The sequence below is a fragment of the Thalassotalea piscium genome, from assembly GCF_030295935.1.
GTDB classification, from domain to species: Bacteria; Pseudomonadota; Gammaproteobacteria; order Enterobacterales; family Alteromonadaceae; genus Thalassotalea_B; species Thalassotalea_B piscium.
This window is the reverse complement of the sequence record NZ_AP027362.1, coordinates 409,035-432,943: the sequence shown is the minus strand read 5'-3', so window position 1 is coordinate 432,943 and position 23,909 is coordinate 409,035. Positions and strand designations below refer to the sequence as shown.

The following is a 23,909-nucleotide window of genomic DNA, read 5'->3' as shown; positions in this document are numbered from 1 at the left end:
AATTACCAATTTCACTCTAAATTGGGGCAAGTTCTTTTTTTTCAATAAAATGTCGGTTAAATAGTAAGAAATAGTCGACCAATTACATTGTTAAAACTTTGTATACAATTTAAAGTACGTTATAAAATTTAACCTATGTTGAGATGAGATGAAAAAAATTATTCATTGGTTCGCCTATACAAGCATCGCCATTACTTTAACCGCTTGTCAAAGTACCTCGGTAAATAATACCACCCATTCAAATAAAACCACAGCAGTGCCACAATTGACTGTTGAAAAAATATATCAAGATAAAGAGTTTAAGGCTGACAGCATTGGCCGTATTCGCTGGTTAACTGATGGTTCAGGCTACACCACGATAGAAAACTCAGCAACAAAGATAAAAGATGATACGGGTAAAACAAAAAGTATTGGTAAAGACATTGTTATCTATAACCCAGAAACATTAGAGCGAAAAGTATTAATAAGCGCGGAGCAGCTTACACCAAAAGGTGAAGACAAGCCTTTAGCTATTGATGACTATATTTGGTCTGACGATAAGAAAAAGCTACTTATTTATACAAATAGTAAACGAGTATGGCGCTCTAACAGCCGAGGCGATTATTGGGTACTAACGCTTCAGAGTAATCAATTAGCACAATTAGGTAGCAACTTAGCGAAACCTAGCACGTTAATGTTCGCTAAGTTTTCGTCTGATGCAGAGAAGGTTGCTTATGTGTTCGAGAACAACATCTACGTTGAAACCCTCGCTAATAATAAAATAAAACAGCTAACACATGATGCAGGTAATGGCATTATCAACGGCTTATTTGATTGGGTTTATGAAGAAGAATTTACGATAAAAGACGGTTTTCGTTGGAGCCCTGACGATAGCAAAATAGCGTATTGGCAACTTGATACTAATGGCAGTAAAGACTTTATCATGATTAATAACACTGATGAACTTTACCCTACTATCACTAAATTTCCTTACCCTAAAGTTGGAGAAACAAATGCGCTTGCCAAAATTGGTATTGTCGACTTAACAACATCTAAAACCGTTTGGGCTCAACTACCTAATAACTCACGCGATATGTATATTCCACGTATGAACTGGAGTGGTAACAGTAAAGAGATATTAGTACAACATTTAAACCGTAAGCAAGATACAGATCATTTATACCTAACTAACGCCGACACTGGCACCGTCAGAAAAATTTATACTGAAAAAGATGAGTTTTTTCTTGATGGTATAATAGATGCTAAGTGGATTGAAAATGGCCAGTCTTTTATCTGGACAAGTGAAACAAGTGGCTGGCGTCATTTTTATAAAATATCTAGAGATGGTAAAACAAAACTAGACTTAACTCCTGGTAATTTTGATACGGTAAGTATTGAAGCTGTTGATGAAAAAAATGGTTGGTTGTACTTCATTGCTTCTCCTGAAAATGTAGCGCAACGTTATTTATATAGAAGTAAATTAGATGCAAGTGTAGTTAATCAAAAGCTCACTCCTGATGAGTTTGCTGGTTCAAATAGCTACCAAATATCTGACGATGGTCAATGGGCAATTCATTCACATTCAACGTTCGAACAACCCACTCAAATAAGGTTGATTAAAGTTGACGGTCATCAAACTAAGCACCTGATGATGGACAATAAAGCGTTGGTAGAAAAGCTCGCATTACTCAATAAAGCGACTACCGAGTTTTTTCAAGTAACAGCTCAAGACGGCCTTGTGTTGGATGGCTATATTACTCGCCCTGCTGATTTTGATCCCAGTAAAAAATACCCAATCATTTTTTATGTTTATGGTGAAGCGTGGGGACAAACCGTTCAAGACAGATGGCGTGGAAACGCTTACCTTTGGGATCAAATGTTAGCCAATCAAGGCTATATACTAGCATCAATTGATAACCGTGGTACTCGAGCACCTAAGGGCAGAGAATGGCGTAAGCAAGTTTATGGTGCGGTAGGTGTTTTATCTTCTCGCGACCAGTCTGATGCATTAAAAGCTATGGCGAAACGATGGGACTATATCGATACAGATCGAGTCGGCATTTGGGGGCACTCTGGTGGTGGTTCAATGACGTTAAATATGATGTTTCGCTACCCCGAACAATATCATGTTGGTATTTCTTTAGCTCCGGTGCCAGATCAAAAGCTATACGACACTATTTACCAAGAGCGTTACTCTGGATTATTACCTGAGTATGAAGAAGGCTACAAACAAGGATCACCAATAACCCATGCTAAAAACTTACAAGGCAAGTTGTTATTAATTCATGGTACCGGTGACGACAACGTGCATTATCAAGGAGCTGAACGCTTGATAAACGAGCTTATAAAACACAATCGTCAGTTCGATTTCATGTCGTACCCTAATCGTAGCCACGGTATTTATGAAGGTGCGGGTACAACCTTACATTTAAAAACCATGATGACAGAATATTTCAACGAGCACTTGATGAATAAGTCTCACTAAACTATAAGCTACTTTTCTATCAAAGCCTGCAATTGCCTGTCTTTCCTACACAAATCCCTCGATAAAAATCGAGGGATTTTTTTATGAACTTATTGTACAGAACGTGATCTGATCCATTTATTCAGTGATGAGGTGGATTTCTATGTTTACAACAAGTTCAGAGCAATGGGCAGAAGAAACATTTTTACATGCAAAATTGGGCGATACCCGCAGAGCTAAACGACTTGTTGTGTTAGCCTCTAATCTTTCCAACAAGTTAGGGCAATCACTCGTGCAATCATCTACGTCCACAGCCGATATTGAAGCGGCCTATCGTTTTACTCGTAATAAAGCTATTGATGCTCAAGCTATAGCTGAGGCTGGCTTTAAGGCAACAGCAGCAAAAGTTAAAGATTATGATTGCCTACTTGCTTTAGAAGACACCACATCACTTGAATTTAAACATCAAACGATTCGCGATGAAATGGGGCATACCACTTCGAATAAGCGTTCGCGTGGCATGCATGCTCATTCCGTATTGCTATTTGCCCCTGAGCAGCAGCATGTTGTTGGTCTGATTGAGCAAAAACGATGGACACGAGACGTCAGTTTGTACGGCCAAAATAATCGCCATGCCAGCCGAGCGTACGAAGACAAAGAAAGCTATAAGTGGGAGCAAGCATCAGAAGCGATGACTCCCCGTCTAGGTTCAACAATGAATAAGGTAATTTCAGTGTGTGATAGAGAGTCAGATATTATTGAATACCTGACTTATAAAACAGCGAGGCAGCAACGTTTTGTCGTGCGCTCAATGCAGAGTCGTTGCATTGAACAAAGTGAAAATAAACTTTATCAATATAGTGAGTCGTTAAAATCAGCAGGTCAACGTATTGTTTCGGTGAGGCAAAAAGGCGGACGCAAAGCGCGGGAGGCTTCTTGTCAAATACGTTATGCCAAAGTTGATGTAAAAATGCCAGCGAATAAAAAAGGCGCTTCGGTATCTCTCTATTATGTGGGTTGTCAGGAAGAAAACAATGACCAAGGATTAAGTTGGCACCTGTTAACATCTGAGCCTGTGACGTGCAAAGAGGAAGCCGAAAAAGTATTGACCTACTATGAAAAACGCTGGTTAATTGAAGAGTTCCACAAAGCGTGGAAAAGCGGCGGTACTCAAGTAGAAGATTTACGTATGCAAAGTAAAGACAATTTAGAAAAGGTGATTGTGATATTAGCGTTTATTGCCGCACGCCTTCATCAACTTCGTTACCTTGGCCTTAATAAGAAAGAAGCAGAAAAGCATAGTTGTGAAACGGTTTTAAGTCCGTTAGCGTGGAAGTTGCTATGGACAAAACGAGAAAAATCAAAACCACCGACAACGGCACCAAGCCTTTATTGGGCTTACATTAACCTTGGGAAGTTAGCGGGTTGGCACGATTCAAAACGTAATGGCCGTGTCGGGTGGGAGCGATTATGGGAAGGATGGTTTAAATTGCAAACCATCCTTGAAGGCTATGAATTAGCCCAATCTCTTGATCTGAAAATGTGATCAAGAGACAGGCAATTGCGGGCTTTTTATTATTTGAATAAAAGTTAGCGTTTTTCACTACTTCATTAGATTATTAACATTTCCCCTTAACCCTAAAGAAACTTAAGTGACTGATAAATAAATATAAATAAGATTGGCCCTAACATTGCTATATAAGGTTCAGAGATAACACAAATACTTTAGGAGTCTGCAATGAGACAAGATTTAGAAGATGAACTATTTGGCCAAGAAAAAACAACAGAAAAGTCTTGGAAACAATTTGGTATATGGAAGCGCGGCCTAGTAATGCTTTTCTTCGCTTTTATATCTGGCTTTGTCCGCTTTTTTATTAGCTTAATTGCTATTTTTCAATTTATTACTTTATTGTTTACTAACAAGCCTAATCGGCCGTTATTGAAATTAGGGCAAAGTTTAAATACTTACACTTATCAAATTAATCAGTTTTTAACGATAAATACTGAGCAATACCCTTTTCCTTTTACTGACTGGCCTGATAGTGCAATAAGTCGAATGCCACCTTCAGAGCATGTCTAATAAATTGCTGTTGGTAAGGTTGGAGAATTCAATTAATAGGGTACTGATAAAAAAGCTCACCAAGGTGAGCTTTGTTGTAATTACTTACTTAAGCGAGAGTTACTTACCTGCGCGAGAAACATAATCGCCGGTGCGAGTATCAACTTTAACCACTTCACCTATCTGTACAAATAGCGGCACTCGAACTACAGCTCCTGTCACTAAGGTTGCAGGTTTACCACCGGTACCCGCTGTATCACCCTTTAAACCTGGGTCTGTTTCAGTAATTTCTAACTCTACAAAATTAGGTGGCACCACTGAAATAGGGTTACCATCCCAAAAGGTAATGGTACAAAGATCACCTTCTTTTAACCATTTAACATTATCGCCAACTGCTTTTTCGTCAGCTGCAACTTGCTCAAAGGTCTCATTATTCATAAAATGCCAGAATTCGCCGTCGCTATATAAATAAGCTAACTCAGTATCCATTACATCAGCGCCTTCACATGAGTCACCTGATTTAAAGGTTTTCTCTAATACTTTGCCTGAAATGAGTTTGCGAATTTTTACGCGGTTAAACGCTTGGCCTTTACCCGGTTTTACGATTTCGTTATCTAAAATGTTACATGGTTCGCCATCGATCATTAATTTAAGACCGTTTTTGAACTGGTTTGTACTAAAAGTTGCCATAAAATTTCTCTTACTAATTTAATCGAGAGCTTAACTTGAATGTTGAAATGCCGCAGATAATACCTCAAATTAGCAATAATTTGCACACTTCTTGGCAAAAAGAATTAGCAAATGTAGTAACTGACCCAAAAGTACTGCTTGAAATGCTAGCAATATCACCTGATTTATATATCGAACACTTTAAAGCAAGAACGCTATTTCCGGTACGTGTGCCGCGCCCTTTTATTGCAAGAATGACAAAAGGTGACATTAATGATCCGCTACTAAAGCAAGTAATGCCACTATCAGATGAGTTTGTATTAACAGAGGGCTTCACTTCAGATCCGCTAGAAGAGCATGATACGGTAGCAGAGGGATTGTTACATAAATATAAACACCGCGTATTGATGATAGTAAAAGCAGGGTGTGCCGTTAATTGTCGCTACTGTTTCAGACGCCATTTTCCTTATCAAGACAACAGCCCCAATAAACAGCGATGGCAAGCCGCGCTTGACTATATTAAGCGCCATAAAGAAGTGACAGAAGTTATTTTTAGTGGAGGCGATCCGTTAATGGCCAATGACGAGCATTTACAGTGGCTAATTAATCAAATAGAAGCTATTGCACATGTGACTCGTTTGCGTATTCATACTCGCTTGCCGGTTGTTATACCACAACGAATTACCACCACACTTATTACTATGCTGGCCCAAACTCGTTTAAAAGCGACAATGGTGTTACATATAAACCATGCTAGTGAAATTGATCAACACTTTATCAGCGCAATAAATTTATTACGTAATTCGCGTATCCCTTTATTTTGTCAGAGTGTTTTACTAAAAGGTGTCAATGACAATGCTGACACGCTTTGCCATCTGAGTGAGCAACTTTTTGATAATGGTATACAACCTTACTATCTGCATATGTTTGACAAAGTACAAGGCGCAGCTCATTTTGAAGTACCCGAAAAAGAAGCCGTTGGAATAGTGAAAGAAATGATGGCAATATTACCCGGTTTTTTAATGCCAAAACTTGTCAGAGAAATTGCAGGTGAAACTAACAAAACGCCAATCAATTTGGCATAATATCATTAACAAAAAGTAATTAAGTATTCTTATGAGCGAAACAGTAAATAAACAACTGATCAGTAACATTTCTATTATTTTAAAAAAGTCATTAGCGGCTGATGCAACGTTAACTGACTTACGAGAAAAGAAAATGGCTGGCTTTGACGCTATTTTCAAAAAAGACGCGGGCTTTAACTCCACCGCTAATACCTTTCAACCTTATGTGCAAGAAGTTGCAGATGATTTGATGCAATGGCAAAAAACTCAAGACCAAGCGTTATTAATTGCATTAGTAAAAAAAATAGAACAGTTATTTACTGTTTTAGGTAATTTTGAACATAGTTATCAAGAACCACAGTAATAGTAACGCTATCAACAGATATAAAAACGCCGCTAATCGCGGCGTTTTTTATTAAAGAAATTCGGTAAAGGTATCTTTAAACCAACTATCGAGCATTTTTTTCTCATGCGCTAAACTTGAGCTGTTATATCGACTTGAGTTGCGCATTAAAAAGTTCATGTCTTTTAGTTTTATTTCATTTTCTGAAACCACAACTTTGTCTGCTGATAGCAATTGATATGAGAAATCAATTCTCGGATAAAATATATCTTTAACAATGCGTAATCGGTTAATACCACCTTGATTAACATCACCAGCTAAGTCTAAATCACTAACCTCAATTTTTAACATATAACCTTGCGGTAATTGCTCGGCTAACTTATTAAAATGCTGCTCTAATTGACTAAATGTTCTTTCTTTGAATTTTGTACGATGGCCGTCACCAGCGTCAACATCTCGATATTTATCAGGGTTCTGCCACACCACTTGGGCTTCGCCTGCATTAGCTTGCGGTAGAAAAGCGACAAAAACAGCCGCTAGCGTTAGCGTTGAGAATAAATTTTTCATAATTTTGCTCCAATAAAATCTTTTAACAGCTCGCTCTTTATACTAGCACTTTATAACTGAATTATAACTGAACGCTTAAATGTTATAGTGTAATAAATGTAACTGTGCGTTTAAGTTATACTAGCTTTAATAAATTTCCTCAATGCTATGCGTCTAAAGATAAAAAAGCCTGCAGGTGCCTGTCTCTTGATCACATTTTCAGATCAAGAGATTGGGCTAATTCATAGCCTTCAAGGATGGTTTGCAATTTAAACCATCCTTCCCATAATCGCTCCCACCCGACACGGCCATTACGTTTTGAATCGTGCCAACCCGCTAACTTCCCAAGGTTAATGTAAGCCCAATAAAGGCTTGGTGCCGTTGTCGGTGGTTTTGATTTTTCTCGTTTTGTCCATAGCAACTTCCACGCTAACGGACTTAAAACCGTTTCACAACTATGCTTTTCTGCTTCTTTCTTATTAAGGCCAAGGTAACGAAGTTGATGAAGGCGTGCGGCAATAAACGCTAATATCACAATCACCTTTTCTAAATTGTCTTTACTTTGCATACGTAAATCTTCTACTTGAGTACCGCCGCTTTTCCACGCTTTGTGGAACTCTTCAATTAACCAGCGTTTTTCATAGTAGGTCAATACTTTTTCGGCTTCCTCTTTGCACGTCACAGGCTCAGATGTTAACAGGTGCCAACTTAATCCTTGGTCATTGTTTTCTTCCTGACAACCCACATAATAGAGAGATACCGAAGCGCCTTTTTTATTCGCTGGCATTTTTACATCAACTTTGGCATAACGTATTTGACAAGAAGCCTCCCGCGCTTTGCGTCCGCCTTTTTGCCTCACCGAAACAATACGTTGACCTGCTGATTTTAACGACTCACTATATTGATAAAGTTTATTTTCACTTTGTTCAATGCAACGACTCTGCATTGAGCGCACGACAAAACGTTGCTGCCTCGCTGTTTTATAAGTCAGGTATTCAATAATATCTGACTCTCTATCACACACTGAAATTACCTTATTCATTGTTGAACCTAGACGGGGAGTCATCGCTTCTGATGCTTGCTCCCACTTATAGCTTTCTTTGTCTTCGTACGCTCGGCTGGCATGGCGATTATTTTGGCCGTACAAACTGACGTCTCGTGTCCATCGTTTTTGCTCAATCAGACCAACAACATGCTGCTGCTCAGGGGCAAATAGCAATACGGAATGAGCATGCATGCCACGCGAACGCTTATTCGAAGTGGTATGCCCCATTTCATCGCGAATCGTTTGATGTTTAAATTCAAGTGATGTGGTGTCTTCTAAAGCAAGTAGGCAATCATAATCTTTAACTTTTGCTGCTGTTGCCTTAAAGCCAGCCTCAGCTATAGCTTGAGCATCAATAGCTTTATTACGAGTAAAACGATAGGCCGCTTCAATATCGGCTGTGGACGTAGATGATTGCACGAGTGATTGCCCTAACTTGTTGGAAAGATTAGAGGCTAACACAACAAGTCGTTTAGCTCTGCGGGTATCGCCCAATTTTGCATGTAAAAATGTTTCTTCTGCCCATTGCTCTGAACTTGTTGTAAACATAGAAATCCACCTCATCACTGAATAAATGGATCAGATCACGTTCTGTACAATAAGTTCATAAAAAAATCCCTCGATTTTTATCGAGGGATTTGTGTAGGAAAGACAGGCAGGTGCAGGCTTTTATCTATTAAGTTTGTCTGTTAATTAAAAACTGTAATTAACGCCAGCGTAAAATGCACGCCCTAATAAAGAGTAGTTTAATGCACCCCAGTTAGTGAAAGGGTTATCTAACCAGGTTTCGTCAGTTACGTTATTCACACCAACATAAATATTCGCTGTTGGTGTTAGGTCATAGCCCACCCACAAGTTATGAACAATAGAGTCTTCTATTTCTTGATTTTCATAACGGTCAGGGTTTAAGTCATTATAACGTGGGCCACCTTGAGTGAACTTAGTTGTCCAGCGCACACTTAATTCATCTAAATTATAGGTTGCCATTACATCTGTTTTCCACTTAGGCGCACCCAATGAACCTAGAGCGTCAGACTTAAGTGGTTTACCTTCAACAAAGTCGTACTCTGTGTATGATTTTTCTAACTGGCGTGTAACACCCATAGCAAGGGTAAATGTACCAGGTAAATCGAATGATTTAGCCATATCAATGGCATAATCGGCTTCAACATCCACTCCACGACGTCGTGAGTTATCGGCATTTAAGAAGGTATCACGCACTGATAACACATCACCGTTGCTATCGCGTTCAATTTGAGCACAATATTCATTATTAATTGACTCTAAATCAACACAGTTACTTAGCACACTACTGGCACCAAAGCTTACAATCAGATCAGCTAAGTCAATATCATAATAATCGATAGACACTCTTAGGTTATCAAGATAGGTAGGCTGAAAAACAAAGCCAGCAGTTAGCGTAGTTGCGGTTTCTTCACTTAACTGGGTATTACCTGAGCTAATAATTTTACCACGCTTGCCTTTTAAATTTGAATCCCAGCCATCGGTGATCCCTAAAGATTTGCAGTTAGCTTTTCTTCGTCCGTCAGACGGTCCACCATCAATTTGATCAGAGTCACACGGGTCGGTTAAATCGCTATAGCCAATCGATAAACCAGAAAACATCTCACCAAGTTGCGGTGCTCTAACTGCACGTGAGTATGTTGTTCTAAAGCGTAAATCATCATTAATTGCCCAGTTAACACCTAGCTTTGAACTGGTAAAACTTGCTGACTCGGTTGAATATTTGGCATAACGAACAGCCCCTTCAACTTCGATGCTTTTAGCAAAGGCCGCATCTGCAACTACGGGTATTAAAAACTCACCATACACTTCTTTAATATTACGGCTTACATCATCAATTCCTGTCATTTGTGATGACAATTTACCTGATGACCAAAGCTCTGATGGGCGGTAATCTAGACTTTCGTAACGAAGTTCTGCGCCAGCACTAACTTGTATACGACCTGCAGGTAATTCATAAACATCACCTGAAATATTTGCAGCAAAACCATGCCCTTTTACGTCAGTTGTTGTTTCATGGCTTGCCATTACGTAGTCTAAAACATCTTGTGATGCCGGTTCAAAAGGACTAAAGCTTGGACAATTGCCTTGTTCTTGGCATGGACCAATTAAAGTAAAGTTGCCACTGTTAAAACGGTCGTTACGTAACGCATTGTCGCTATTAAGTTTTGCTTTAGTAAAGCCAGTTGTTACATACACATCCCAGCTCCAGTTGTCATTTATGTCACCTTCTAACGTTAAACTGGTTGAGAAATATTCACGTTCGTTTTTATGACCGCGCCCACCTGCTTCATCAAAAGTGTAAGGGAGTAGTAACCAGTTATCGCCGTATGCATTAAGTGTATCTTGAACAGAGTCTGGCACCGTAATTCCGTCAGCAGTTAACGTTTCAACCGTTGTCCAGGTATCCCAAACAAATGGCGGGTCTATTTCATCTTGTGATTTAGTTTTTGAATACATCACATCAATTGCCATTGTTACTTCATCAAAAATATAGCCAAAACGTGCATAAGCATTGGTACGATCATACGGGTTTCTTGCCATTCCCCATTCTACTGGATCAAAACCGCTACCATCAGTAGCTAACCAACCATCTACCACACTTGTGTTAGGTGTTCTAAGGCTTGCCACACCATCGTCTAATTGATACCAATCTGCCCCTCCCGTTGCTGTATTCCACACACCGAATACATTTTTATCTGCACCAAAATTAGGGTAGGTTAAGTCTGTAGCAATAATTTGATCGGGTATTCCGTCGTTTGGACCTGTATTAGCAGGGTTTGGAATAAAGCGTTTAGTATTTGCAGAGCCTGGACGGTCTTTGTAATACAAAGCTTCCTGCTCAAAATAGTCAACCGACATCGAAAAGTTACCACGCCCGTCATCAAAGTTTAGTCCGTGGGTAACTGTTAGTGAGCGACTACTAGCGCCACCAGCATCTGTACCACCAACTTGAGAACGAATCGCTGTTCCTTCAAAATCTTTTTTAAGAATAAAGTTTACTACACCCGCAACTGCGTCTGAGCCATATACCGCCGAACCACCACCTGTTAATACTTCAACACGCTCGATTAATTCCGACGGAATAATACCAATATCAGTTAACATAATATTGCTATCATTAGTGATAGAAATTGGGCGTTTACCATTAACTAGGTTTAACGTACGCGTAGGGCCTAAATCACGTAGATCTGGCGCATTAATACCTGAGTTACCAAAAGAATAATTACCGTCTGTTGCATCAAAGCCTTTACCAAACTGTGGCATTGTTGAAAGTACGTCATTCATATTTAACGCACCTGTCATTTGAATAGACTGAGCACTAATAACCGTTGTTGGGCTAGGCGCGTCAAATGTTGTTCGTGTTAAGCGCGATCCTGTTACTTCAATTTTTTCTATCTCGGTATTTTGTACTTCATTATCATTTTCTTGTGCATAAACATGCCCTGAAGATACTGCTGCACCAATAGCTAACGCTATTAAGGTTTTGCGAGATGAAGACGATTTACAATTATTTTTTATACTCATGATGTCCCCCTTAGTTATGGTATTACTGTTTATAATTTGACTATATATTTATACTATATACTTTATTGTCATATATTGTATACAATATATGACAATAAAGATCTAGCACAATTGTATAAAGTGCAAATAATGTATTGAGAAATTCACGGCTAAATAAGAGAAGTAAAATGAATAAACTATTAGTAATGTTGTTAGGTATGTTAGTGCTTGGGTGTCAATTGTCGCCCGCTAGCACTTCAATAAAAGCTGCTAACATAGAACGAGCACAGTTATTTTCTCCCGAAAACTTAAAAGGCAAAGTTCATAATTTATCTATTACGCCACACTGGATAAATAATAAGGACCATTTTTGGTTTGAACGCTATTCTTCTGAAAACGGACAAGAATTTGTTTTAGTTTCTTCAGAAAGTAAGCAGGCGCTGTTTGAACAAACCTTGCTTAAGCATGCCCTTAAGCCATTTATAGAGATAGACTGGCGCACTAAACCATTAGATCAGGTGAGTTTTGATGGAAACATGCTCTCTTTCGCTATCGAAAAAGATAAATATACCTGTGCTATCAATACCAAGCCCTACTCATGCTTACTTAATAATAGCGTTGATAAACCTGTTGCAAAGTACCTTTCACCGAATAACCAACACTATGTAAAGGTTGTAGATTATAATTTGTACTTATGTAGTGCTGAAACCAGTACTTGTAAGCAAATGACTGATGATGGCTCAGAAAGCGAGCCTTACGCTGTAAAACATCCTTACCCTGAAGCCTTATTAGCCAATTCAAATTACGAGCCACAAGACAACTTACAAGTTTATTGGTCTGACGATAGTAAGTACTTAATAAGTTATAAACTCTTTAGATCAGGCGTAAACAAATTAACACTTACAGATAGCGTGAGCGATAACGGTTTTAGTGTGAATACCGTTAGCTACTATTACCCGAAAGCTGGTGACAGTATATTACCAAACGCGCAAATTTATTTAATTGATACTGTTGCCCAGCAAGGGAAGTTACTCGATGCACCTAAAATTATGCAAACATATTATGGCGGTGCAATTTGGGGAGAGTGGCATAACAACGATTTTTATTACCATGATCGCCGTCGCGGAAATCGTGAATACCACTTAAGAAAAGTAATTGCCAAAGAAGCCCGTGTTATTTCTTTAATCAAAGAAACTGATGAAGAGTTTATCGACCCTTGGGTTCAAACCTTTAAAAATTTAACGCAATCTGAACAGGTAATTTGGAGCTCTCAACGCAGTGGTTATCAACATTTATATTTATATGATGCTAACAATGGGGCGCTAATTAATCCGATCACCAAAGGGCAATACACAGTTAGAGATATTAAAGGCGTTGATGAAGAAAAAGGTGTGCTTTATTTTGAAGCATCAGGGAAAGAAGCCAACGAAGATCCGTATGTTCGCCACCTTTATCGTATTAACCTTGATGGTTCAAATTTAAAGCTACTGACACCAGAACCGTTAGAGCACAGCGCTATTATCTCACCTAATTATAACTATATTATTGACAGTTATTCTGACCCAAGCACTCCAACGCAGTCGTGGCTTAGAGATGCAAGTACCGGAAAAAAACTACTTAAGCTAGATCAGGCTGATATTAGCGAGTTAACAGCTATTGGTTGGCAACCACCTGAACCGTTTACAGTATTAGCCGATGATGGTAAAACTCCCTTGTACGGTTTGATATATAAACCCAGTAATTTTAATGATAAAAAGTCTTATCCTATTATTGATGATACTTACACTGGTCCGCACAACTTCTTTACACCAAAGTCATTTAACACCTATACCAACCAACGCCCTGCCCTAGCAGAGCTTGGCTTTATTGTAATAAAAATGGATGGTAGAGGTACAAATAAGCGCGGTAAAGCATTTCATCGTCATAGTTATAAAAACCTTGCAGCAGGTACTGACGATCATGTTTGGGCAATACAACAACTGGCAAAAAAGCGCCCCTACTTTGACTTATCAAGAGTAGGTATATTTGGCTTTAGCGCTGGTGGCTACGACACCATGCAAGCAATGTTGCGCCATAATAATTTTTTTAAAGCAGGGGTGAGCGCATCTGGTAATCATGATTTTCGTGTTGACAAGTCTGGCTGGAATGAAATTTGGATGGGTTGGCCAGAAACAGAGCACTGGGATCAACAATCAAATTATACGAATGTAGAACGGCTAAAGGGAAAGTTACTCCTCGCCCATGGAGAGTTAGACAGTAATGTACATCCCTCAGCAACGTTACGTTTGGTTGATAAGCTAATCAAAGCAAATAAAGAATTTGATCTGCTGATTATGCCTAAGATGGGGCACGTACTGGATAACAGCCCCTATTTTGTTGAAAAACGCTGGCGCTTCTTTATTGAACATTTACAACCCTAGTCAATGAAGCTGAGCTACTTTATTTAGAGTAATACCAGTTTCATTAATTAAGTGATCTATTTTATACGCAGTGAAAACAGTCAAACACAAGGCATTTATTTTCATAACTAGTTGTTTAGGGCAATTATGTTCCGGCATTGCCCACATAAGCTACATCCTTGTAGCGATAATGATAAAATAAATAACGCAGTAGTTGACTGTTTTAGCCAGTAGAAATGATCTCATAGTTAGTGAGATTGGTATAAGCCCCTTAACAGTAGAATGTTAAGGGGTGAAATCATAAAGATGCTACTAGCGTCTCAATTTGAAGGATTATTATTAGGGCGTGTTCTGGCAGTAAATAGTAACTAGCGCTAAATTACGCTTCTTTGATAAATAAGTGTTAAATGCAATCCCTTTATTCTCTCTTTTTAGCTACAATACCCGGCAGATAAACAAGCTTCGATAATAAGCATTATAAATATACACCTCTACAGTTAACACCAATCAAGAGGTAGACTGCTCTTAATAGCCCAATATATGTATGCACATATTGAGATCAGATACGTTACATAGTAAAAATAACTTGGGATACTCAGGAACACAGTAATGTCAGAGACTAATCAAAGCACAACGCCGCAAAAGAAAAATAACACACTGCTAGAGTTGTTTTTTAATATCGTGATCCCGTCAATTATTTTAATGAAACTATCGAGCCCTGAATACTTAGGCACAGTAACTGGGTTAATTGTTGCTTTAGCGTTTCCTGTTAGTTATGCCATTCATGACTTTATTAAAACGCGATCATTAAACTTTATTTCATTATTGGGTTTTTTAAGTACATTATTAACCGGCGGCATTGCCCTGTTTGAGCTTAGTGTCGAATGGTTAGCGATTAAAGAAGCCGCAATACCAGCGGTAATAGGCACTGTTGTATTAGCCTCTGGTTTTTTTGGTAAGCCGTTATTAGCAAAACTATTATTAAACCCCTATATATTTAAATTAGAGTTAATTTACGAAACGTTAGCGCAAAATGGCAATACAGAGCAATTTAAACGAAAAATCAATAATGCCAACCTCATTTTGGCGAGCACGTTTGGCTTTTCGTCCACCATGAATTACATTTTAGCTAAATGGATAGTTACTAGCCCAACAGGTACTGTTGAATTTAATGAGCAACTGGGCGAAATGACTTTGTTAAGTTACCCTGTAATTGCGATCCCTTCATTAATAATGATGTTTGGTATTTTATTTTACGTGATTAAAGTAATTGCAAAATTAACAGGATTAACGTTTGAAGAAATGTTAAATGCCAGTTAATACCCGACCCGATTAAAAATAGTGTTCAATAAAAAACTTTAGCTCCCCCAAGTTTTGACTTTAATGGCAGCTGCTTTTGTCTTTTGTGGTGTATTCAATGGGCAAGTTATTTGCCATTATTAAATTGTTTTAGCTTTTTAAGTAGATAAAGTGGTAAGTTATGATTTTTAATCATTTATTACCCAAAACTTATGACCTTAGAAAATACACAGCAAGCGCCCAAAGATAGTTGGTTTAACCGCTTTTTAGCATCGGTAGAATACTTAGGCAATTTACTCCCGCACCCCATCACATTATTTGCCTTATTTTGTTTGTTCATCATCGTCTTTAGTGGCATTGCTGATTGGTTTGGCTTAAGTGCGATAGACCCAAGACCCCTTGGCTCGGCAGGAAGAGATCCTGATGGCGTGATAGAAGTGGTTAGTTTATTAAGCGCTGAAGGTTTGCAAAAAATCGTCACTGGATTAGTCACTAACTTTACTAATTTCGCCCCGCTAGGAACTGTGTTAGTTGCTTTGCTTGGTGTAAGCGTTGCTGAGCATTCAGGGCTTTTATCGTCAGCACTTCGCGGCATGGTAATGGGTGCGTCAAAACGTTTCGTTACTTTTATGATAGTGTTGGCCGCTATTTTATCTAATACCGCTTCAGAGCTTGGCTATGTGGTGTTGATCCCGCTTGCTGCAATGATATTTCACAGCTTAGGTCGTCATCCACTCGCTGGCTTAGCGGCTGCTTTTGCAGGGGTTTCAGGTGGCTATAGTGCGAACTTACTGTTAGGCACTATTGATCCTCTTTTAGCGGGTATAACAACCCCTGCAGCCCAAATTATCGATCCTAATTACCAAGTAGGGTCAGAGGCTAACTGGTATTTTATGATGATATCTACGCTTTTAATTGCATTTTTAGGTACTTTTATTACTGAAAAAGTTGTTGAACCGAGATTAGGCAAATACAACGAAGATGAGGCAAGCGAGGTACTAAATTCTAACATTGAGCATTTATCAGCTCTTGAGCGTAAAGGATTAACTTACGCAGGACTGACTTTTCTATTCTTAGTTATTTTATTGGCGTTTACTATTATTCCTGAGAACGGTATTTTGAGAAACACTGAAACAGGCTTAGTTAAAGGCTCTCCATTTTTAAAGGGAATTGTTGCCTTTATATTTGTTACCTTTGCTATCCCTGGCTTTGTCTACGGTAAAATCGTGGGCACCATGAAGAATGATCGTGATGTAATTAATGCCATGAGTAAAAGTATGAGCTCGTTGAGCATGTACATTGTTTTGGTGTTTTTTGCGGCTCAATTTGTCGCATTTTTTAATTGGACAAACTTAGGTACTATTTTAGCAATAAACGGTGCTGAACTCTTACAAGCGTTAAGCATGACAGGACCAGAAGTGTTTGTATTATTTATTTTAATGTGTGCGATAATTAACCTCACACTTGGCTCTTCTTCAGCACAATGGGCTGCAACCGCACCAATATTTGTTCCTATGCTAATGCTAATTGGGTACGCACCTGAAACTATACAAGCCGCTTATCGTATTGGCGACTCTGTCACCAACTTAATAACACCAATGATGAGTTATTTTGGCTTGATACTAGCAGTTGCCACTAAGTATAAAAAAGACATGGGGATCGGTACATTAATCGCAACTATGTTGCCTTACAGCATCACATTTTTAATTGGTTGGATAGCACTATTTTATCTTTGGGTATTTGCGTTCGGATTACCCGTTGGGCCTGAATCACCTATCTATTATCAACCTTGATTGCAGGGTATTTGTATAATACATAGGTTTAAGGCAGATAAATTATTTATCTGCCAGCACCGACTTAAGGTGATGTTTTACTATTGCTTGCTTTAACTTCTGACTGAACGAGCTGCTGAAGTTGTTTATAACCAAAATGAACTAGAGGCTTTCCATTAACAAAAAATCCGGGGGTTTTGTTCACATTAAGGTGTTTGGCATCCGACATGTCGAGTTTAACCCGTCGTAACACCTCTGCGCTCTGGATATCTGCTCTTAATTTTTCCATATCTAGACCTAAGCCACCCAGTTGATTCCAAAATTTTTCTGGTCTAGATACATGATGATCTATCCACAAATCTCTAGTTTCATAGGCACGCTCTAACGTTTCCCAAAAAAGATTCTGCAAGCGCGAGGCTTCTAAAATGGCAACGATCACATCTGAATTTTGGTGTAAAGGTAAATAACGCAACACCAAATTCACTTGACCAGGGTTGTCTTTCATTAACTGCTTTACAAAAGGATAAAACGCACTACATGTTCCACAGGCTGGATCAAAAAATTCAACAATAGTTACCTTCGCACCTGGTGGGCCCATCATTGGAGAGTGATCACGCTGTATATAGTCACTATTTATTTGCGAAACACTGCTAAGCTCATTATTTTTCTGATTGTTATAAATGGTCGCTGCCACGATAAAAAGTACAATAAAGGAAATTAAAGTAACAGCAATTATCATATTCTTTTTCATTGATAAAACCTTCTGCGGTAGATAATTAAAAGCACAATTATGGCACTGTAGGCAAAAATTGATAGCATTGGAATAGTGATAAAACCCATAAGTTCCAAATTGATTTTTGCACAAGACAACTCTTCACTGCATGGCTGTAGCGATTCTGGAATAATCCCCTGATAAACAAGATAGTGATAAATAGCAAACCCCAAGCCAATAACAGCCAACGGGAGCGTATAACGAACCACTGAAAGGTCTAGTTTATTGTCTTGCGGGAACATCCCTACCAAGAACAACACCGCCAGCGGGTAAATAAAAACGCGTTGCCACCAGCACAAGACACAGGGTTTTAACCCCATAATCTCACTCAAAAACAAGCTACCAAATAAAGCAGCCATCGCAATTAGCCAGCAGATAAAAATTAATCCCCAGCCCTGCTGTCCCTTAGTTTTTAATTTATCTTCAGTAACGTTTTTAATAATATTTCTCTTAGGTATATAAAACTGGCTGACATTTTCAAAGGCTATCATAACAGCTTATCTTATTTAACACTGTCTACGAAAAGCAAATGCAACAACACGCTATTGATTTATTATACCAGTTTCATTAAATAAGCGATCTATTTTATACGCAGTGAAAACAGTCAAATACAAGGAATTTATTTTCATAACTAGTTGTTCTAATTATAAAATAAATAACTCAGTAGTTGTTTGTTTTAACCAGTAGAAATGATCACATAATTAGTGAGATTGGTATTATATCTTCTGTTGATCAAAATAAAGCACTACATAATTACTTTACTCTAATATATTCTGAAAATAGAACAAAAAACCTGCCGAAGCAGGTTTTTATCTTTTAAGGGTTAAGTAGCTAATGCTATTTAGGCGCAGAGAAAATTGTTTAATTCAAGGCGCTTTATTTACGACATTTAGTGTTTCTTAAACGAGTAATAAAGCAACGATGAAGTAGGCAATTTAATCAAGCATAAATTACATCATGCCGCCCATTCCGCCCATACCACCCATGCCGCCCATATCAGGCATTGCTGGGCCAGCGTCTTTAACAGGTGCATCTGTGATCATCGCTTCAGTTGTTAGCATTAAGCCGGCTACTGATGCTGCAAATTGTAATGCTGAACGCGTTACTTTTGTTGGATCAAGAATACCCATTTCAAGCATATCGCCGTAAGTAGAGTTACTTGCGTTATAACCGTAGTTACCTGTACCGCCAGTACGTACTTGGTTTAACACTACTGAAGCTTCATCGCCTGAGTTAGTCGCAATTTGGCGTAATGGCGCAGACATTGCGCGAATAGCAACTTTAATTCCGTGTGTTTGGTCTTCGTTGATACCTTCAAGGTCTTTAATTGCGTCTGCAGCTCTTACTAATGCAACACCACCACCAGCAACTACACCTTCTTCAACTGCCGCGCGTGTTGCATGTAATGCATCTTCAACACGGGCTTTCTTCTCTTTCATTTCCACTTCTGTTGCTGCACCAATTTTAATTACAGCAACACCGCCAGCAAGTTTAGCTAAACGCTCTTGCAGCTTTTCTTTATCGTAGTCTGAAGATGACTCTTCAATTTGACCGCGAATTTGAGCAACACGTGCTTGAATGTCTGCTTCTTCACCAATACCGTCGATAATAGTGGTGTTGTCTTTTGAAATTACAACACGCTTGGCTTGGCCTAAATCTTCTAAAGTTGCTTTTTCAAGCTCCATACCTATTTCTTCAGAAATAACAGTTGCCGCTGTTAGTGTAGCAATATCTTGCAACATAGCTTTACGACGATCACCAAAACCAGGCGCTTTAACAGCTGCTACTTTAACAATACCGCGCATGTTGTTTACAACTAATGTTGCTAAGGCTTCGCCTTCAACGTCTTCAGCAATAATTAATAGTGGTTTACCTGCTTTTGCAACACCTTCAAGGGTAGAAAGCAACTCACGAATGTTAGATATTTTTTTATCAACTAACAAAATATAAGGATTTTCTAATTCAACTGAACCACTTTCTTGGTTGTTGATGAAGTATGGAGATAGGTAGCCACGATCAAACTGCATACCTTCAACCACATCTAATTCGTCAGTTAATGCTTGACCTTCTTCAACGGTAATTACACCTTCAGTACCTACTTTTTCCATAGCAGTTGCAATGATTTTTCCAACGGTTTCATCCGAGTTAGCAGAAATTGTACCTACTTGCTCAATAGCTTTGTTATCTGTGCACTGTTGAGAAGATGCTTTAAGCGCTTCAACGGCAGCGATAACCGCTTTGTCGATACCACGTTTCAAGTCCATTGGGTTCATACCCGCCGCAATTGATTTCAAGCCTTCGTTAACAATTGCTTGTGCTAATACAGTTGCTGTAGTTGTACCGTCACCAGCTTCGTCATTGGCTTTAGACGCTACTTCTTTAACCATTTGTGCGCCCATGTTTTCGAATTTATCTTCCAATTCAATTTCTTTAGCTACTGATACACCGTCTTTAGTAATTGATGGACCACCAAATGATTTATCTAATACTACATGGCGACCTTTTGGTCCCAATGTTACTTTAACTGCGTCTGCAAGAATATTAACGCCTTTAAGCATTTTTACGCGTGCGTCGTTACCAAATAAAATATCTTTTGCTGCCATTTTCTTTTCCTTTAATCTTGTATATTGTCAGCAGAGTTAACATTAACTCTGCGCTAATAAATTGGGATAATATCTGAAGGTATTAGCGGTTATTCAACTACTGCTAAAATATCGCCTTCAGACAATATTAATACGTCTTCACCATCAATTTTTTCTGTTTTAACGCCGTAACCTTCATTGAAGATTACTTGATCGCCAATTTTAACGTCTAATGCTCTAACATCACCGTTTTCTAAAATACGACCGTTGCCAACAGCAATAACTTCACCGCGAGTTGACTTCTCAGCGGCACTTCCCGTTAGGACGATACCACCAGCAGATTTAGATTCTACTTCTTTACGTTTAACAATTACGCGATCGTGTAATGGACGAATGCTCATTTATTTTCTCCTGAGACTATATTTAATAGGGTTAATTTTCTATGTTTCAAAGATGGGGATTATTTATTGCTTCACAAGCCCTTTTTAAAATTTTTTTACTCTTTACGTTCATATTCACCATCAAGCGTTTTACCCTGATGATGATCTATATTTTGTTCAAAAGGATGATTTACCGACGACTGATGAAAGTGTGCAGAGCCTGAAGCAACGCCATTTACTACAATATGTTTTTGCACTGTCTTAATAATCCCTTTACGAGTCGCTGGAAGTAACAGCACTAAACCAAAAATATCAGTAACAAAGCCTGGCGTTACTAACACGATACCAGCAATTAAAAGTAACATGCCTTCTACTATTTCATCTGATGGCATTTGCCCTTTCGCCATTTTTTCTTGTACTGATTGTAAGGTGGCTACACCTTGCTGTTTTACATATTTAGCACCGACCCATGCGGTTAAAATAACAATACCTATGGTAGGCCATAAGCCCAGCCAAGAGCCAACTTGCATTAAGACTGTAATTTCAATAATAGGGATAATAATAAATAAGAGAAATAACACTCTAAACATAAATAAGACTCGTAAATTTTATATGAAATATATATGGGGGGTTATCGGTCTATTTCAAGTAGGTACGATTAATCGCTAGATCATTAGTGAATCTAAGTTTACTAATATGCGCTAATTAACGTATTCTACAGTTATCTATCTGTGAGTTAGTAAACGTTAAGGTAATTAAGATAATGTTTCAGCTGATATTGTGTACCTGCCCAAACGAACAAGTCGCAAAAGAAATCGCCACTTGTTTAGTTGAAGAAAAATTAGCCGCATGCGTAACATTGTTACCCAACGTAACGTCTGTGTATCGCTGGCAAGAAAAAGTCGAATGTCAAAATGAAGTGCAATTAATCATAAAAACCAAAAAAGATAAATTTAATCAATTATCTGATCGCATTAATGTGTTGCACCCGTATGATGTACCTGAGATTGTTGCTGTAAATGTTCATCAAGGCAACTTACAGTATTTAAACTGGATTAGTGAGTCGTTAAAATAACCCATGAATAAACTATTTTTTTTCTGTATTAGTATACTGCTAAGTACATTAATATCTTTGCCAGCAAGCGCGCAGAAGTCTATTTTCGATACTTCTTCATCTACATTATTTTCAAACGAAAGTGAATTTCTCAAGCCAGAGCAAGCATTTCAATTTAGCTTCTATCAGCAAGGCAAAGCACTCACTATTAGTTTTGAAATTGCCGAGGGTTATTATCTTTATAAAAATAAATTTAAATTTACTGCTGACAATACCGAGTTTTCTGCCCCACTATTACCACAAGGAATAGAGCATGAAGATGAGTTTTTTGGTGTTCAAGAAATTTATACACAAGATATTGATCTATCCATAGATTTAACCCATGTAGGAGATAATGCAAGTATTTCGGTGAGGTACCAAGGCTGTGCTATGAAAGGTCTTTGCTTTCCACCTGAAATACAAACCATTAATTTATCGTCTATTAATTCTAGCGATACTAATAAAGCGGTGTTGAGTGCATTAGGCACCGGTAACTCTAAAAACGACTCAACAAAACGCGACTTCAGTGATCAAAGCAGTGGTGCAGAATTAAACAATTCAACAAGTGGAAGCGAGCAATACCAACTTGTTAATATGCTCCAAGGTGATAATTTAACATTCACACTGATCGCATTTTTTGTGGGCGGACTTCTTCTTGCTTTCACGCCTTGTGTTTTTCCAATGTACCCTATTTTAACCGGCATTATCGTTGGCCAAGGTGATAAGCTTTCAAATAAAAAAGCATTTAAATTATCCTTTATATATGTTCAAGGTATGGCGATAACCTATACCGCATTGGGTATTGTGGTGGCACTTGCTGGAGCGCAGTTTCAAGCAATGTTCCAACACCCCGCTGTTTTAATTACACTAAGTGTCGTTTTTATTTTATTAGCGCTTTCAATGTTTGGTGCCTACAACCTTGCTCTGCCTAGCAGTTGGCAAAACAAGTTAAACAACCTGAGTAACAAGCAAAAAGGTGGGTCATCATTCGGTGTTTTTGTAATGGGTGTTATCTCTGGTTTGGTGGCCTCACCTTGTACTACAGCGCCATTAACAGGTGCATTGCTTTATATTTCCCAGTCAGGTGATGTTGTATTAGGAGCATCGGCGCTTTACGCGTTAAGTTTAGGGATGGGCTTGCCTTTACTGATACTAGGAAGCTCTGGTGGTAAATTACTACCTAAAGCAGGAAATTGGATGACAATCATTAAAAATATTTTTGGTTTGTTGCTGCTTGCTGTTCCTATTTTCTTATTAGAGCGTTTGCTAAATAACGACATAGTACAATTACTTTGGGCAGCATTATTAATCGTTTCAGGGGTGTACTTCTATATCGCAAACCATAAAAGTAAAATTAATATTGCGTTCTTCATTCGTAGCCTAGTTATATTTACTCTACTTTTTTATGGTGTAAATAAAGCGATTAACGTAATTAACCCTGGTACTAATTCTGAGCAATCAAATGTAAGTCATAACAGCTTTATCGATGTGACAAATTTAGGGGAGCTTAATTCCGCTATTGCTAATGCGAGTTCAGATGGAAAAACCGTAATGGTAGATCTTTATGCCGATTGGTGTGTTGCTTGTAAGGAGTTTGAAGAATATACCTTTCCTGACCTAGCTGTACAAAATGCTTTGAACAATACTGTACTTTTACGCATTGACTTAACTGATACAGGTAGCCCGGAAAGCAAAGCGTTAATGAAACATTTTAATGTGTTTGGTTTGCCCTCTATTTTATTTTTTGATTTACAAGGTCAGGAGCTCATTAGAGAGAGAGTAACAGGCTTTATGGAAGCTAAAAACTTTGCTGATCATATCAATAAAATCTTTAACGCAAGTTAGCCGCAATAAAGATAAATCAGAGGAGTTAAGTGTTACGTTAACTCCTCTTTCTTCAACTGAATTAATT

Annotated in this window: 19 protein-coding genes; 10 read left to right on the top strand and 9 right to left on the bottom strand. The window is 38.4% G+C overall.

Features of this window, described 5'->3' with window-relative positions:
- The first annotated feature begins 148 nt into the window (after positions 1-148).
- The 3 genes from QUD79_RS01740 to QUD79_RS01730 all read left to right on the top strand — a co-directional run bounded on the left by QUD79_RS01740 (position 149) and on the right by QUD79_RS01730 (position 4,523).
- Positions 149-2,464, top strand: a complete 2,316-nt coding sequence (locus QUD79_RS01740; RefSeq protein WP_184426057.1) for a S9 family peptidase — start codon at positions 149-151, stop codon at positions 2,462-2,464.
- 142 nt (positions 2,465-2,606) lie between these two features.
- Positions 2,607-3,989, top strand: coding sequence for an IS4 family transposase (locus QUD79_RS01735; RefSeq protein ID WP_286288804.1), 1,383 nt, complete (start codon positions 2,607-2,609; stop codon positions 3,987-3,989).
- Positions 3,990-4,181: 192 nt separating this feature from the next.
- The gene (locus tag QUD79_RS01730; RefSeq protein ID WP_184426942.1) at positions 4,182-4,523 is read left to right on the top strand and encodes a DUF4389 domain-containing protein; all 342 of its coding nucleotides are present in this window, start codon (positions 4,182-4,184) and stop codon (positions 4,521-4,523) included.
- Positions 4,524-4,622: 99 nt separating this feature from the next.
- Here QUD79_RS01730 and efp read toward each other — a convergent pair whose 3' ends face one another.
- Positions 4,623-5,192: an elongation factor P gene (gene efp / locus QUD79_RS01725; RefSeq protein ID WP_184426940.1), complete on the bottom strand. Its 570-nt coding sequence runs from the start codon at positions 5,190-5,192 to the stop codon at positions 4,623-4,625.
- A 47-nt stretch (positions 5,193-5,239) separates the two neighbouring features.
- Between efp and epmB the strand changes: the two genes are divergently transcribed.
- Both epmB and QUD79_RS01715 read left to right on the top strand, forming a co-directional pair.
- Entirely contained in the window at positions 5,240-6,256 is a 1,017-nt protein-coding gene (gene epmB, locus QUD79_RS01720) for an EF-P beta-lysylation protein EpmB (protein ID WP_184426938.1), read from the top strand.
- 31 nt (positions 6,257-6,287) lie between these two features.
- Positions 6,288-6,599 carry a hypothetical protein gene (locus tag QUD79_RS01715; RefSeq protein WP_184426936.1) on the top strand — a complete coding sequence of 104 codons (312 nt, stop codon included), beginning with the start codon at positions 6,288-6,290 and terminating at the stop codon, positions 6,597-6,599.
- Between the two features lie 51 nt (positions 6,600-6,650).
- Here QUD79_RS01715 and QUD79_RS01710 read toward each other — a convergent pair whose 3' ends face one another.
- The 3 genes from QUD79_RS01710 to QUD79_RS01700 form a co-directional block, all read right to left on the bottom strand.
- On the bottom strand, positions 6,651-7,145 hold the full coding sequence (locus QUD79_RS01710; protein WP_184426934.1) for a DUF3016 domain-containing protein: 495 nt from the start codon (positions 7,143-7,145) through the stop codon (positions 6,651-6,653).
- Positions 7,146-7,335: 190 nt separating this feature from the next.
- A complete protein-coding gene (locus QUD79_RS01705; RefSeq protein ID WP_286288804.1) occupies positions 7,336-8,718 on the bottom strand; it encodes an IS4 family transposase in 1,383 nt (460 codons plus the stop codon).
- A gap of 144 nt (positions 8,719-8,862) precedes the next feature.
- Entirely contained in the window at positions 8,863-11,721 is a 2,859-nt protein-coding gene (locus QUD79_RS01700; protein ID WP_184425221.1) for a TonB-dependent receptor domain-containing protein, read from the bottom strand.
- 167 nt (positions 11,722-11,888) lie between these two features.
- Between QUD79_RS01700 and QUD79_RS01695 the strand changes: the two genes are divergently transcribed.
- From QUD79_RS01695 to QUD79_RS01685, 3 genes are all read left to right on the top strand, one after another.
- Positions 11,889-14,120 carry a S9 family peptidase gene (locus QUD79_RS01695; RefSeq protein WP_184425219.1) on the top strand — a complete coding sequence of 744 codons (2,232 nt, stop codon included), beginning with the start codon at positions 11,889-11,891 and terminating at the stop codon, positions 14,118-14,120.
- Positions 14,121-14,708: 588 nt separating this feature from the next.
- On the top strand, positions 14,709-15,419 hold the full coding sequence (locus QUD79_RS01690) for a VC0807 family protein (RefSeq protein ID WP_184425217.1): 711 nt from the start codon (positions 14,709-14,711) through the stop codon (positions 15,417-15,419).
- Positions 15,420-15,610: 191 nt separating this feature from the next.
- The gene (locus tag QUD79_RS01685) at positions 15,611-17,191 is read left to right on the top strand and encodes an AbgT family transporter (RefSeq protein WP_184425215.1); all 1,581 of its coding nucleotides are present in this window, start codon (positions 15,611-15,613) and stop codon (positions 17,189-17,191) included.
- A gap of 64 nt (positions 17,192-17,255) precedes the next feature.
- Here QUD79_RS01685 and QUD79_RS01680 read toward each other — a convergent pair whose 3' ends face one another.
- The 5 genes from QUD79_RS01680 to QUD79_RS01660 all read right to left on the bottom strand — a co-directional run bounded on the left by QUD79_RS01680 (position 17,256) and on the right by QUD79_RS01660 (position 21,494).
- Entirely contained in the window at positions 17,256-17,921 is a 666-nt protein-coding gene (locus tag QUD79_RS01680; protein WP_184425213.1) for a DsbA family protein, read from the bottom strand.
- The gene (locus QUD79_RS01675; protein WP_184425211.1) at positions 17,918-18,433 is read right to left on the bottom strand and encodes a disulfide bond formation protein B; all 516 of its coding nucleotides are present in this window, start codon (positions 18,431-18,433) and stop codon (positions 17,918-17,920) included. Before QUD79_RS01675 ends, QUD79_RS01680 begins: the two co-directional genes overlap by 4 nt.
- 459 nt (positions 18,434-18,892) lie before the next feature.
- Positions 18,893-20,545 (bottom strand): chaperonin GroEL, encoded by a 1,653-nt coding sequence (gene groL, locus QUD79_RS01670; protein ID WP_184425209.1) that lies wholly within the window; start codon positions 20,543-20,545, stop codon positions 18,893-18,895.
- 89 nt (positions 20,546-20,634) lie between these two features.
- Entirely contained in the window at positions 20,635-20,925 is a 291-nt protein-coding gene (locus tag QUD79_RS01665; protein WP_184425207.1) for a co-chaperone GroES, read from the bottom strand.
- 95 nt (positions 20,926-21,020) lie between these two features.
- Positions 21,021-21,494 (bottom strand): FxsA family protein, encoded by a 474-nt coding sequence (locus QUD79_RS01660; protein ID WP_184425205.1) that lies wholly within the window; start codon positions 21,492-21,494, stop codon positions 21,021-21,023.
- Between the two features lie 173 nt (positions 21,495-21,667).
- On the opposite strand from QUD79_RS01660, the gene cutA reads away from it, so the two are divergent.
- On the top strand, positions 21,668-21,979 hold the full coding sequence (cutA, locus tag QUD79_RS01655; protein WP_184425203.1) for a divalent-cation tolerance protein CutA: 312 nt from the start codon (positions 21,668-21,670) through the stop codon (positions 21,977-21,979).
- A gap of 3 nt (positions 21,980-21,982) precedes the next feature.
- The gene (locus tag QUD79_RS01650) at positions 21,983-23,842 is read left to right on the top strand and encodes a protein-disulfide reductase DsbD (RefSeq protein ID WP_184425201.1); all 1,860 of its coding nucleotides are present in this window, start codon (positions 21,983-21,985) and stop codon (positions 23,840-23,842) included.
- Positions 23,843-23,909: the final 67 nt, after the last annotated feature.